General features: G+C 61.4%; 11 protein-coding genes. 4 read left to right on the forward strand and 7 right to left on the reverse strand.

Annotation, left to right across the window (positions count from 1 at the left end):
* Nucleotides 1–50: 50 nt before the first annotated feature.
* Nucleotides 51–689, reverse strand: a complete 639-nt coding sequence (locus tag HX815_RS29975; RefSeq protein ID WP_008430503.1) for a TetR/AcrR family transcriptional regulator — start codon at nt 687–689, stop codon at nt 51–53.
* A gap of 92 nt (nt 690–781) precedes the next feature.
* On the opposite strand from HX815_RS29975, the gene HX815_RS29980 reads away from it, so the two are divergent.
* From HX815_RS29980 to HX815_RS29990, 3 genes are all read left to right on the forward strand, one after another.
* A complete protein-coding gene (locus HX815_RS29980) occupies nt 782–1,882 on the forward strand; it encodes an efflux RND transporter periplasmic adaptor subunit (RefSeq protein WP_177029417.1) in 1,101 nt (366 codons plus the stop codon).
* A 6-nt stretch (nt 1,883–1,888) separates the two neighbouring features.
* Nucleotides 1,889–4,954: an efflux RND transporter permease subunit gene (locus HX815_RS29985; RefSeq protein WP_134325827.1), complete on the forward strand. Its 3,066-nt coding sequence runs from the start codon at nt 1,889–1,891 to the stop codon at nt 4,952–4,954.
* Between the two features lie 542 nt (nt 4,955–5,496).
* Nucleotides 5,497–5,688, forward strand: a complete 192-nt coding sequence (locus HX815_RS29990; protein ID WP_177022978.1) for a hypothetical protein — start codon at nt 5,497–5,499, stop codon at nt 5,686–5,688.
* 48 nt (nt 5,689–5,736) lie between these two features.
* Here HX815_RS29990 and HX815_RS29995 read toward each other — a convergent pair whose 3' ends face one another.
* From HX815_RS29995 to plsB, 3 genes are read right to left on the reverse strand one after another with little or no spacing between them, the layout of a single operon-like run.
* Complete coding sequence (locus tag HX815_RS29995) at nt 5,737–6,426, reverse strand: DUF4197 domain-containing protein (RefSeq protein WP_003219356.1); 690 nt, start codon at nt 6,424–6,426, stop codon at nt 5,737–5,739.
* Between the two features lie 28 nt (nt 6,427–6,454).
* Nucleotides 6,455–6,856 carry a YbaY family lipoprotein gene (locus HX815_RS30000; RefSeq protein WP_003219355.1) on the reverse strand — a complete coding sequence of 134 codons (402 nt, stop codon included), beginning with the start codon at nt 6,854–6,856 and terminating at the stop codon, nt 6,455–6,457.
* A 51-nt stretch (nt 6,857–6,907) separates the two neighbouring features.
* The gene (gene plsB, locus HX815_RS30005) at nt 6,908–9,412 is read right to left on the reverse strand and encodes a glycerol-3-phosphate 1-O-acyltransferase PlsB (protein WP_177029418.1); all 2,505 of its coding nucleotides are present in this window, start codon (nt 9,410–9,412) and stop codon (nt 6,908–6,910) included.
* A gap of 196 nt (nt 9,413–9,608) precedes the next feature.
* On the opposite strand from plsB, the gene HX815_RS30010 reads away from it, so the two are divergent.
* Complete coding sequence (locus HX815_RS30010; protein ID WP_003219353.1) at nt 9,609–9,818, forward strand: cold-shock protein; 210 nt, start codon at nt 9,609–9,611, stop codon at nt 9,816–9,818.
* Nucleotides 9,819–9,959: 141 nt separating this feature from the next.
* On the opposite strand, the gene HX815_RS30015 is transcribed toward HX815_RS30010, so the two are convergent.
* The 3 genes from HX815_RS30015 to dapE all read right to left on the reverse strand — a co-directional run bounded on the left by HX815_RS30015 (nt 9,960) and on the right by dapE (nt 12,375).
* A complete protein-coding gene (locus HX815_RS30015; RefSeq protein ID WP_008430491.1) occupies nt 9,960–10,337 on the reverse strand; it encodes a hypothetical protein in 378 nt (125 codons plus the stop codon).
* Nucleotides 10,338–10,414: 77 nt separating this feature from the next.
* Entirely contained in the window at nt 10,415–11,224 is an 810-nt protein-coding gene (locus HX815_RS30020) for a putative RNA methyltransferase (protein WP_008430489.1), read from the reverse strand.
* Nucleotides 11,224–12,375 carry a succinyl-diaminopimelate desuccinylase gene (dapE, locus tag HX815_RS30025; protein WP_008430488.1) on the reverse strand — a complete coding sequence of 384 codons (1,152 nt, stop codon included), beginning with the start codon at nt 12,373–12,375 and terminating at the stop codon, nt 11,224–11,226. Before dapE ends, HX815_RS30020 begins: the two co-directional genes overlap by 1 nt.
* Between the last annotated feature and the right edge of the window lie 92 nt (nt 12,376–12,467).

Raw genomic sequence — 12,467 nt, forward strand, 5'->3', positions numbered from 1 at the left:
AGAGCGGAACCATAAGCGGCCCTGACCCAAAAAACGGATATGTACCCAGTTCAAAAAGCCCGATAAGCCCGCATGAACAACCCAACCACTTCCTGCACATGCTCCTCGGCCGCCTCAGCGCTCAGTTGCCCCCCACACCCATACAACAAACAAAAATTCGCCGTCCCCTTGAGCAAGCAAAAAAAATGCTCCGCCGCGGTGAACGGCTTGGCAATACGCAATGCGCCACTCTGGTCGATCTTACCGAGCAGCCGCTCCATCCCCTGCAACATACGCATCGGCCCAGCCTCGAAAAAGATCTGCGACAACTTCGGATCCTGACTCCCGGAAGTCATCATCAACCGATGCAGGTTCACCGACTCCTCGCTATTGATCAGCACATGAAACCCGCGGGCGATATTGAGCAGCACCTTCTCCACCGGCACACCCTCGGGCAGCTCGAAATACATCACCGGTAACTGCTCTTCGCACTTGGCAACCACCGCTGCCGAGAACAGCGTCTCCTTGTCGGTGAAATGGCTGTACACCGTCAGCTTCGACACCCCGGCCTCCACTGCCACGGCATCCATGCTGGTACTGGCATACCCATTACTCAAAAACAGGATCTTCGCCGCATCAAGAATCGCCTGGCGTTTTGCCATGTCCTTGGGACGCCCGGGGCTATTGGTGTTTACAGGATTGTCGGACATTTTCACTTTATTACTGGACTGGTGAGTTTGGTATTAATAACATACTGGCCAGTATAATTATTCCTAGCACCATTAGCGAAAGGTCCTTCAGCATGCGCAGCTATTTCCTGCCACTCGCGTTGCCTGCCAGCTTGTTATTCCTGTTGGCTGCCTGTGGCCATGAAGAAGCGGCGCAAACCACCGTCCGCCCGGCCATGGTGGTTCAGCCAGAGCCTTCGGCGCAGGCTTCCGACAGCTACCCGGGCGAGGTGCGTGCACGCTATGAACCCGACCTGGCCTTTCGCATTGGCGGCAAAGTCAGCCGACGACTGGTGGAGGAGGGCGAGCGCGTCAAGGCCAACCAGGCCCTGGCCGAACTCGACCCTCAGGACGTACGCCTGCAACTGGAAGCCACCCGCGCCCAGGTCGCCGCTGCCGACGCCAACCTGAGCCTGGTACGCGCCGAGCGTGACCGCTACAAGACCCTGATGGACCGTCAGATGGTCAGCCGCTCCCAGTACGACAACTCCGAAAACCTCTACCGCTCCGGTGAAGCACGCCTCAAGCAGATCAAGGCCGAATTCGACGTGGCCAATAACCAGGCCGGTTACGCCGTGTTGCGCGCACCCCAGGATGGCGTGGTCGCCAAGCGTGCAGTGGAAGTCGGCCAGGTGGTGTCGGCCGGCCAGACCGTATTCACCCTGGCCACCGATGGCGAGCGGGAGGTGTTGATCAGCCTGCCGGAGCAAAGCTTCGGGCGTTTCAAGATTGGCCAGCCGGTGTCCGTGGAACTGTGGAGCCAGCCCGACCAACGCTTCAACGGCCGCATCCGCGAACTGTCGCCGGCTGCCGATCCAAAGTCGCGAACCTTCGCCGCCCGCGTCGCGTTTACCGGCGGCAAAGTGCCTGCGGAACTGGGGCAGAGCGCTCGCGTCTTCATCCAGGCTGACGGGGTGATTCCCCTGGCGGTGCCGCTGTCTGCCCTGAGCGCGGAGAACGGCGCGTCCTACGTCTGGGTGGTGCAGCCCGACAATACCCTCAAGCGCACACCGGTGCGGATCGGCGCCTTTGGCGAGAAAACCGTGCCGGTGCTGGAAGGCTTGAACCCCACTGATTGGGTGATCGCCGCCGGTGTGCATGTACTCCATGAGGGCCAGCAAGTGCGCCCGGTGGATCGCGCCAATCGAGTGGTAAGTCTGGCGGCCAAGGAGTAGTCCCCGATGGGTTTCAATCTTTCCGAATGGGCGTTGCGTAATCGCCAGATCGTACTGTTCCTGATGATCCTGCTGGCAGTGGTCGGCACCTTGTCCTACACCAAGCTGGGACAAAGCGAAGACCCGCCGTTTACCTTCAAGGCCATGGTGATCAAGACCAACTGGCCAGGCGCTACGGCCCAGGAAGTGTCGCGCCAGGTCACCGAGCGTATTGAAAAGAAATTGATGGAGACCGGCGACTACGAGCGCATCGTCTCCTTCTCGCGGCCCGGTGAATCCCAGGTCACCTTCATGGCCCGGGACTCGATGCACTCGGCAGAGATCCCGGACCTCTGGTACCAGGTGCGCAAGAAAATCAGCGATATTCGCCAGACCCTGCCACCGGATATCCAGGGCCCGTTTTTCAACGATGAATTCGGCACCACCTTCGGCAATATCTACGCCCTGACCGGCGATGGCTTTGACTACGCCGTGCTCAAGGACTACGCCGACCGCATCCAGATTCAGCTGCAACGGGTGCCGGATGTCGGCAAGGTCGAACTGCTGGGCTTGCAGGACGAGAAGATCTGGATCGAGCTGTCCAACCTCAAGCTCGCCACCCTCGGCCTGCCGCTGGCGGCCGTGCAGCAGGCGTTGCAGGAACAGAACGCGGTGTCCACCGCCGGCTTCTTTGAAACCCCGAGCGAGCGCGTGCAGTTAAGGGTGTCCGGCAACTTCAAGACCGTTAAGGAGATTCGCGACTTCCCGATCCGCGTCGGTGATCGTACGTTCCGTATCGGTGACGTGGCCGAGATTCATCGTGGCTTCAACGATCCACCGGCACCGCGCATGCGCTACATGGGCGCCGACGCCATCGGGCTGGCCGTGGCCATGCGTGATGGTGGCGACATCCTGGTGCTGGGCAAGGCCCTGGAAGGCGAATTCGCACGCCTGCAGAAGAACCTTCCTGCCGGTATGGAACTGCGCAAGGTGTCGGACCAGCCGGCAGCGGTAAAAACCAGTGTCGGCGAATTCGTCCAGGTGCTCGCCGAGGCCCTGGCGATTGTGTTGCTGGTGAGCTTTTTCTCCCTGGGCGTGCGCACCGGCATGGTGGTCGCCCTGGCGATTCCGCTGGTGTTGGCCATGACGTTTGCCACCATGTATTACCTCGGCATCGGCCTGCACAAAATCTCCCTCGGCGCGCTGGTGCTGGCGCTGGGCTTGCTGGTGGACGATGCGATCATCGCCGTGGAAATGATGGCGATCAAAATGGAGCAGGGGTACGACCGGCTCAAGGCCGCCAGTTTCGCCTGGACCAGCACAGCCTTCCCGATGCTCACCGGCACCCTGATCACGGCCGCGGGTTTCCTGCCGATTGCCACGGCGCAATCGAGCACCGGTGAATACACCCGCTCGATCTTCCAGGTGGTGACCATTGCGCTGCTGGCCTCGTGGGTCGCCGCAGTGATGTTCGTGCCGTACCTGGGGGAAAAACTCCTGCCGGACCTGGCGAAGATTCATGCGGCCAAGCATGGCACCGACGGGCCGGATCCCTACGGCACACCCTTCTATCAGCGCGTAAGACGCCTGGTGGAATGGTGCGTGCGTCGGCGCAAGACGGTGATCGTCCTGACCTTGCTGCTGTTTATCGGCTCGGTGGCGCTGTTCCGCTTTGTGCCCCAGCAGTTCTTCCCGGCTTCCGGGCGACTGGAACTGATGGTCGACCTGAAACTGGCTGAAGGCGCGTCCCTGAGCAATACGGCTGACCAGGTCAAACGCCTTGAAGCCTTGCTCAAGGAACATGCAGGTATTGAAAATTATGTGGCCTATGTCGGTACCGGTTCGCCACGTTTCTACCTGCCGCTGGACCAGCAACTGCCGGCCGCCAGCTTTGCCCAGTTTGTGGTGTTGGCCAAGACCATCGAGGAGCGCGAAAGCTTGCGCACCTGGCTGATCGAAACCCTCAACGAACAATTCCCGGACCTGCGTTCGCGGGTTACGCGGCTTGAAAACGGCCCGCCGGTTGGCTACCCCGTGCAGTTCCGGGTAACGGGCGAGCACATCGAAGAAGTCCGGGCCCTGGCGCGGAAAGTGGCGGCCAAGGTTCGCGAAAATACCCACGTGGTCAATGTGCACCTGGACTGGGAAGAACCGAGCAAGATCGTCTACCTCAACGTTGACCAGGACCGCGCCCGTGCCCTCGGCGTGAGCACCGCCAACCTGTCGAAATTCCTCCAGAGTTCCCTCACGGGCTCCAGCGTCAGCCAGTACCGCGAAGACAACGAGTTGATCGAAATCCTGCTGCGCGGCACGGTGCATGAGCGCACCGAGCTGTCGCTGCTGCCAAGCCTGGCGGTGCCGACCGACAACGGCAAGAGCGTTGCGCTGTCGCAGATCGCGACCCTGGAATACGGCTTTGAGGAAGGCATCATCTGGCACCGTAATCGCCTGCCGACCGTGACCGTTCGCGCCGATATTTACGGCAAGGAACAACCGGCCACCCTGGTGCAGCAGATCCTGCCGACCCTCGAAGGCGTGCGCGCTGAACTGCCGGACGGCTACCTGCTGGAAGTTGGCGGCACGGTCGAGGATTCCGCCCGTGGGCAGAACTCGGTCAAGGCCGGTGTGCCGCTGTTTATCGTGGTGGTGCTGACCTTGCTGATGCTGCAATTGCGCAGCTTTTCCCGCACCGCGATGGTGTTTCTCACGGCGCCCTTGGGCCTGATCGGGGTGACACTGTTCCTGCTGGTGTTCCGCCAGCCCTTTGGGTTCGTGGCGATGCTGGGGACCATCGCGCTGTCGGGAATGATCATGCGTAACTCGGTGATTCTGGTCGACCAGATCGAGCAGGACATCAAGGCCGGCCTGGCTCCCTGGCAGGCGATTATCGAGGCGACCGTGCGGCGCTTCCGGCCGATTGTGCTGACGGCGCTGGCGGCCGTACTGGCGATGATCCCGCTGTCCCGCAGCGTGTTCTTCGGGCCGATGGCCGTGGCGATCATGGGCGGCTTGATTGTTGCGACGGCATTGACGCTGTTGTTCCTGCCCGCGCTGTATGCGGCGTGGTTTCGGGTCCGCAAGGAGGCGGTGTAAGGCTGCGAGTGGCAGGGGTGTCCTGTAAGGAAATGCCTCTGGTCATTCACACATAGACGCAAACTGCGACCCTGGGCGACGGAACGTTTGCCCGTGGTGCTCCACTCAGAATTGTCTGATTGACAGACGTCGTTGTCGGGGCCGCAAGCCTGCGGTCCCGATGAACAACAATGAGTTCATGGAGTGTCATATGTTTATTTTGTCTGCCCTGGCAGCTTTCAAAGGTGCTTTCCTGGGGTCACTGCTGGGCAATCTGTTGCCTGGTTCCAATAAAGAAGCTGATACGGCGCGACCGCACAAGCCCGGCCATGGACGGCCCGGTTTCAACCACGGCCATCACTCCCGACCAACGGGGCCTGTCCTGCCTGCGCGGCCCAAGCCGTATCACCAGGCGCCGGTGCATGAGGCCCACCAACCCTACCAGAGGTCATCGGCACTCTTTCCGATCCATCGATAGCCGCTGACTCGAGGCAGCCCGGGAACCACTCGGGCTGCCTTGCCACTCAGAGGGGGCTTTTGACCCTAAATATCGAGGAGTGTGTATGATTTTTCCAGTACTGGTTTCACCACTGCACCTGTTGGGGGCTGTATTTGGAATAGGGCCGAATTCCGGTCGGTCCAATGGCAATGGCCAGCCCGAGATCAACATTAATATCAAAACCGAAAACAACACCACCAACAGCAGCAACAGCAATGCCGTGGGTAGTGATTTGCCTTGCAAGTGCCGCTATTAAAAAAAACGCCCTGAATAGTTCAGGGCGTTTTTAGTTGCCGGGTATGGTCTACAGCGCCCCGAACACCTTCTTGGCCAAGCTGGTGGCAGCCGCCGCCGGGTTCTTGCGAATGGTTTCTTCCTGCTGGGCGATCATCTTGAACAGCCCGTCCAGCGCCTGTTCGGTCACGTAGCTTTCGACATTGGCGCTCTTGGCATCAATGGCGCCAAAGGTGGCGGCCTTGCCGGCGAGCGCGTTGTACTGCTGGGCCACGCCGACCTTGTCGGTAGCGGCCTTGACGATCGGCAGGAACTTGGCCCGGATCTCGTCACGGCTGCTTTTGTTCAGGTACTGGGTGGCCGAGTCCTGGCCGCCGGTGAGGATGCCCTTGGCATCGGTCACGCTCATGTTTTTCACCGCGTTTACCAGGATCGGCTGGGCCTGGGTGACAGCAGACTCGGCCGCCTTGTTCATGCTGGTTTCAAGTTGCGTGACCTGGTCACCCATGCCGAACATTTTCAACTTGTCAGCGACTTTGCCCAACTTGCCCGGCAGGCCGATCTTCACTTCGGGGTTGTTGCTGAAACCACCGGGCACACCCAGTTGTTTCACGGCAATCTGTGCGCCTTGGGTCAGTGCATCCTTGAGGCCGCCGGTGGCGTCGCCCTGGGACAGGCTGCCGAGGGACAAGGCCATGGCGTTGGCACCGAGCAGCAAGCCGGCGCACAGGGCAGTGAGGCGAAGGGAGTTACGGAGCATGGGCGCTTCCTTATGTTCGATATTTTAATCAGTGTGCAACCGCATCCACGCGCAGGCGCAGCGGTTGTGGGTCCTGGCCGTTCAACTGCACGGAGTGCCGTTCGGTGGTGATAAACAGTAGCTTGCCCTCCAGTTCGATGCGAGCGCTTACCGAGTAACTGTGGCCAGGCTTGACCTGGGTCGGGTCGTAGCTCAGATGAAAGGGCAGCGGCACCTGGCCTTTCACCGGGCCTTTCTGCTCGGCCAGGGTCACGGCCGGGGCGTCCATCAAGGACACATCCTGCAGGGTCACACTCAAGGTGGCGGCGGGCGGCAGGGCGATGCGTTGCAGGTAGAAGACTTCGCCATCGAGGCTGGCTTTGGGCGCGGGGCTCATGGTCTGGCAGGCTCCCAGCAGGGCGGTCAGGCCCAGGAGGATGATTTTTTTCATGGTGCAGCTCCTTGTCAACGGCGCCAGAAACACCCTGGCGCCTCGGTCACTCTAGTGTGTTTCTTCGGGTACCACAGGCTGGTCTGGCGCCTCTTCGCTGCGATGCAGTGCGACCTGGCGAATCGACAGGCGAATCTCCGCGGGCAATACGCGTTTGGCTGCGCCTTCGGCCAGCTCACCCAGCAGCGGGTGATAGCTCAGTTTGCCGGCCTCGTCGCGACGCAGCACATCTTGCTCCAGCAGGGTCTGGATAAAATGTCGGAAAAGGCTCTTGTCGAAGAACTCCGGGGCATTCAGGCCGTGCAGGATCGACAGGCGCTGGGCCATGACCGTGCACAGGTCTTCCAGCTCTTCGGCGCTGATGCTGTTCTGGCCGCTGTTGAGCAGCAGCGAGATCGCCATGTAGAAGCGTTGCAGGGTCTGGGCGATGCTCTTGGACAGCAGGGTCAACAGCACAAACTGCCGTGAGCTGGGCGCCGGGCGCAGGTACACGTCGTTTTCAAAACGCAGCAGGCCTTGTTCGACGAAGGCGTCCAGCCACTGGTCGACCACAGCATCCAGTTCGTCCAGGGACCAGCGGATAAACAGCTCCGATTGCAGGTACGGGTAGAGCGCGCGGGTATAGCGCAGGATTTGTTCGCGGCTCATGCGCGAGCTGCTCTGGAAGAAACTCGCCAGCAGCGCCGGCAGGGCAAAGATGTGCAGCACGTTGTTGCGGTAGTAGGTCATCAGGACGGCATTTTGCTCGTCCAGATAAAGGATTTTGCCCAGGGCATCGCTCTGCTCCGACAGCAGTTTCATGTCCTTTACATGGTTGATCAGCGCCAGGCCATCCCCCTCGGGCAAGGTGGTGTGGGGCGAGTAGGGCACCTTGCGCAGCAGTGCCAGGTACAGATCCAGCTGGCGCGCCATCGCCTGTTCGTCCAGGGCCAGGCGGGTGGTGGACAGCAGCGCGAGGGCCACCAGGTTCACCGGATTGATCGCCGCCGCTTCGTTCAAGTGTTGCGCCACCCGTTCGCCGAGGCGATTGGTGGTTTCGTTGAGCCACGCCGGCTTGTAGTTCGGGCCCAGCTCCTGGGAGCGCCAGTCGGGCTGCTCGCTGTCGAGGAATTCAGCCAGCTTGATCGGTTCGCCGAAGTTCACGGCGACCTGGCCAAAGCGCTGCTTGAGGGCGCCGACCACTTTGAAAATATCGAAAATCGACTCTTTCTTCTTGCTCGCACCGCGCAGTTCGCCCAGGTAAGTGCGGCCTTCCAGCACCCGCTCATAGCCGATGTACACCGGCACGAACACGATGGGCATGCGCGAGGAACGCAGGAAGCTGCGCAGGGTGATCGCCAGCATCCCGGTCTTCGGTTGCAGCATGCGCCCGGTGCGCGAGCGTCCGCCTTCGACGAAGTATTCCACCGGGAAACCCTTGGTGAACAAGGTGTGCAGGTATTCGTTGAACACCGAGGTGTACAGCGGGTTGCCCTTGAAAGTACGGCGCATGAAAAACGCCCCGCCACGGCGCAACAGGCTGCCGATCACCGGCATGTTCAGGTTGATCCCGGCGGCGATGTGCGGCGGGGTCAAGCCATTCTTGAACAGGAGGTAGGAGAGCAGCAGGTAGTCGATATGGCTGCGATGGCACGGTACATAGATCACCTCGTGGCCCTGGGCGACCTTTTGCACACCTTCGATGTTGTTGACCTTGATGCCGTCGTAGATCTTGTTCCAGAACCAGCTCAGCACCACTTCGAGGAAACGGATGGCGGTGTAGGTGTAGTCCGAGGCGATCTCGTTGCCATAGCGCAGGGCCTGGGCCTTGGCTTTCTCGGGGGTGATTTTCTCGCGTTCGGCCTCGTCGAGGATCGCCTGGCGTACCAGTGGCATGTTCACCAGGCCCTTCACCAGGTTGCGCCGGTGGGACAGGTCGGGGCCGATCACTGCGGTTTTCAGGTTGCGAAAGTGCACCCGCAGGATGCGCTGGGCCATGCGCACGGTGCGTTCGTGGCCTTTATTGTGCTCGATCAACTCACGCAGGTTGATGGGCGCGGAGAATTGCACCCGGGTCTTGCGGCCCAGGATCAGGATGCTCAGCAGCCGGCGCAGGCGGCCGGTGACGGCCCAGCTGTCGGCGAACAGCAGTTTCCAGGGGCTGGACTCGCTGTCGGGCGACTGGCCCCAGAACACGCTGACTGGAATGATCTGTGCATTCTCTTCGGCGTGTTCGGTGAGCACATCCACCAGGCGGGTCAGGGTGGGTGGGGCGCCACGCTTGTCCTGGCGCCCCAGCCAGTCGGGGTCGGGCGTCAGGTAGAAGAAGGCTGCCGGCTCCATCAGCGGGCCGACCGACACCGGCAGCACCGGGCGCGGCAGGCCGGCCTTGGTACATTCGGTATCAACCACCGCCAATTCGGTGAGGGATGGAGATTGCAGGACGTAAAACACCGGACGGCTGCGGTCGAGGTTCAAGGTAAGGGACGACTGGTTGATCGTCTCTGAGCGAACCCAGAGGTACAACAGCCGGCGCAAGGTGCCAAATACCAGACGGCGAAAGGGAGAACGGGTCATACGGCTTCTGCTTTGAGTGGGGAAAAAAACCGGGCAGGTGCTCGGGGCGCTAGTGTGCAGTATTAGCCGAAAATCGGCAAAAAAGCGGCGAAGTAATCTTGAGTTGAAGCTTTTTGAGCCTGTCTTATACTCGGCAGTTCAACTGCGACGACTCAACAATAAACGTACTTATAAAAAGCATGTGGGAGCAAAACAGATGGCAACGCGCGAAACCGGCAATGTGAAGTGGTTCAACGACGCCAAGGGCTATGGCTTTATCCAGCGGGAAGATGGCAAGGATGTGTTTGTGCACTACCGCGCCATTCGCGGTGAAGGGCATCGTTCATTGGCCGAAGGCCAGCAGGTGGAATACGCAGTGGTGACGGGCGAGAAGGGCTTGCAGGCTGAGGATGTGGTGGGCCTGTAAACAATTCAGCGACACCGGATAACCCATGTGGGAGCGGGCTTGCTCGCGAAAGCGGAGTGACAGTTGATACTCAGGTGACTGACACACTGCATTCGCGAGCAAGCCCGCTCCCACATTCTTGATTGGATTTACAGCGTTAGATCAGGTTGTTTTCCAGGTGATCTGCTCTTCACCGTCTGCGCTGATACGAATCCAGGTATCCGCGCTTTCTTCACCTTCTTCCTCAACCCAGCTGCCCGGCGCGCAACGCACTTCGACGTTCAGCGCGGCAAAGGCTGCGCGGGCGCAGGCGATGTCGTCTTCCCACGGGGTCTGGTCGCTTTCCAGGTACAGGCTGTTCCATTTGCCTACGGCTTTCGGCAGCCAGGTGACCGGTACGCTGCCGGCTTTGCACTTGTAGGTCTGGCCGCGCTGGACCCAGTCGGTGCACGGGCCCAGGGCGGCGCCCAACCAGGCGGCGATGGCCTTGTGGTCGACGTCGGCGTCCTTGAGGTAAATCTCGATATCAGGTTGGCGCATGGATGTTCCTCGTTGCGGGATTTTGAAAATCCATTCGCGGATTCGGTGTGGGCCCCGAGGCCCACAAAAATAATGGGTTATTGAAGCACGAAATAGTCGTAGCGCATCGACACAGTGACCAGCAGCGGTTCGGCGGCTTCGATCACCCGGGCCCGGCGTTCGGCACTCGCGCGCCAGCCGTGGGGCGTCATCGCCAGCAGGTTGGCGCGATCCTTGGGATCGGCCAGGCTGAGCTTGAACTCCAGGGTTTCGCTGTGTTGCAGGCTCATGCCCTGCGGCACCAGCGCCAGGTGCTTGTCGTCGGTGTACTCGCGCACTTCGTCGTACAAACGCTCACGCAGTTCCATCAGGTGGCCGCGGGTGGGGCCGACTTTCATCAAGCCACCGCCCGGGCTGAGCAGGCGCTTGGCCTCCAGCCAGTCCAGCGGGCTGAACACGCTGGCCAGGAACTGGCAACTGGCATCGGCCAACGGCACCCGGGCCATGCTGGCGATCAACCAGGTCACCGTGGGGTTGCGCTTGCAGGCGCGCTTGACCGCTTCCCTGGAAATATCCAGGGCATAACCATCGGCGCGCAGCAGGGCGTCGGCGATCTGTGCGGTGTAGTAACCCTCGCCACAGCCGATATCCAGCCAGCGCTGGGGTTTGCGTTCAGCGGCCAGTTCGGCCAGGCGCCTGGCCACCGGGGCGTAATGCCCGGCGTTGAGGAAGTCGCGGCGCGCTTCCACCATCGCCAGGTTGTCGCCCGGGTCACGGCTGTTCTTGTGCTGCACCGGCAACAGGTTCAGGTAACCCTGGCGCGCCCGGTCGAAACGGTGCCCGGCCGGGCAGGCTACGCCGTTGTCCACTTCATGGAGCGGTGCGCTGCAAATGGGGCAAGCGAGCATCAGGCGAGCAACTTGATCAGGGTCTGGTAGTAGATTTCGGTCAGCACATCGAGGTCGCTGGCGAGGATGCGCTCGTTGACCTGATGGATCGTCGCGTTGACCGGGCCCAGCTCCACCACCTGAGTGCCGAGGGTCGCGATGAAGCGCCCATCGGAGGTGCCGCCGCTGGTGGACGCCTGGGTCTCGCGACCGGTGACGGCCTTGATGCTGGCGGAGACCGCATCGAGCAACGCGCCCGGTTCGGTGAGGAACGGCAGGCCCGACAGCGCCCACTCCACATGCCAGTCCAGGCCATGCTTGTCGAGAATCGCCGCGACCCGCTGCTGCAGGCCTTCGACGGTGGACTCGGTGGAGAAGCGGAAGTTGAACACCGCCGTCAGGTCGCCCGGGATCACGTTGGTGGCGCCGGTGCCGGAGTTGAGGTTGGAAATCTGGAAGCTGGTAGGCGGGAAGAAGGTGTTGCCATCGTCCCAGTGCTCGGCGGCCAGTTCGGCCAGGGCCGGAGCCGCCAGGTGGATCGGGTTCTTCGCCAGGTGCGGGTAGGCCACATGGCCTTGCACGCCGCGCACGGTCAGGGTGGCGCCGAGGGAGCCGCGACGGCCGTTCTTGACCACGTCGCCCACCAGGGTGGTGCTCGACGGTTCGCCGACGATGCACCAGTCCAGGCGCTCCTTGCGGGCTGCCAGGCGTTCGATCACGGCCTTGGTGCCGTGGTGCGCCGGGCCTTCTTCGTCACTGGTGATCAGGAATGCGACCGAACCCTTGTGGTCCGGGTAGTCGGTCACAAATCGCTCGGAAGCGACCAGCATCGCCGCCAGGCTGCCTTTCATGTCGGCTGCGCCACGGCCGCAGAGCATGCCGTTTTCATCGATCAGCGCGTCGAACGGGTCGTTCTGCCAGGCCTTGACCGGGCCGGTCGGCACCACGTCGGTGTGGCCGGCGAAGCACAATACCGGGCCTTCGTGTTTGCCGTGGGTGGCCCAGAAGTTATCCACATCCTCGATGCGCATCGGCTCAAGCGCAAAACCGGCGTCGCCCAGGCGCTGCATCATCAGCTTCTGGCAATCGGCGTCGACCGGCGTCACCGACGGGCGGCGGATCAGGTCGATAGCGAGTTGGAGGGTCGGCGAAAGGTCGGCGTGGGCCGTCATGTAAAAACTCCAGAAGCATGTCAGGGCGCAAGGCTTATGTGGGAGGGGGCTTGTGTGGGAGCGGGCTTGCTCGCGAATACGGAGTGTCAGTC

Origin of the sequence: Pseudomonas sp. E6002, from assembly GCF_013385565.1 — a bacterium.
In the GTDB taxonomy this organism is placed as follows: domain Bacteria; phylum Pseudomonadota; class Gammaproteobacteria; order Pseudomonadales; family Pseudomonadaceae; genus Aquipseudomonas.

Bases quoted from the DNA above. Each gene is read 5' to 3' on its own strand.
- HX815_RS29975 (WP_008430503.1), bottom strand. From the start codon at position 689: ATGTCCGACAATCCTGTAAACACCAATAGCCCCGGGCGTCCCAAGGAC.
- HX815_RS29980 (WP_177029417.1), top strand. From the start codon at position 782: ATGCGCAGCTATTTCCTGCCACTCGCGTTGCCTGCCAGCTTGTTATTC.
- HX815_RS29985 (WP_134325827.1), top strand. From the start codon at position 1,889: ATGGGTTTCAATCTTTCCGAATGGGCGTTGCGTAATCGCCAGATCGTA.
- HX815_RS29990 (WP_177022978.1), top strand. From the start codon at position 5,497: ATGATTTTTCCAGTACTGGTTTCACCACTGCACCTGTTGGGGGCTGTA.
- HX815_RS29995 (WP_003219356.1), bottom strand. From the start codon at position 6,426: ATGCTCCGTAACTCCCTTCGCCTCACTGCCCTGTGCGCCGGCTTGCTG.
- HX815_RS30000 (WP_003219355.1), bottom strand. From the start codon at position 6,856: ATGAAAAAAATCATCCTCCTGGGCCTGACCGCCCTGCTGGGAGCCTGC.
- plsB (WP_177029418.1), bottom strand. From the start codon at position 9,412: ATGACCCGTTCTCCCTTTCGCCGTCTGGTATTTGGCACCTTGCGCCGG.
- HX815_RS30010 (WP_003219353.1), top strand. From the start codon at position 9,609: ATGGCAACGCGCGAAACCGGCAATGTGAAGTGGTTCAACGACGCCAAG.
- HX815_RS30015 (WP_008430491.1), bottom strand. From the start codon at position 10,337: ATGCGCCAACCTGATATCGAGATTTACCTCAAGGACGCCGACGTCGAC.
- HX815_RS30020 (WP_008430489.1), bottom strand. From the start codon at position 11,224: ATGCTCGCTTGCCCCATTTGCAGCGCACCGCTCCATGAAGTGGACAAC.
- dapE (WP_008430488.1), bottom strand. From the start codon at position 12,375: ATGACGGCCCACGCCGACCTTTCGCCGACCCTCCAACTCGCTATCGAC.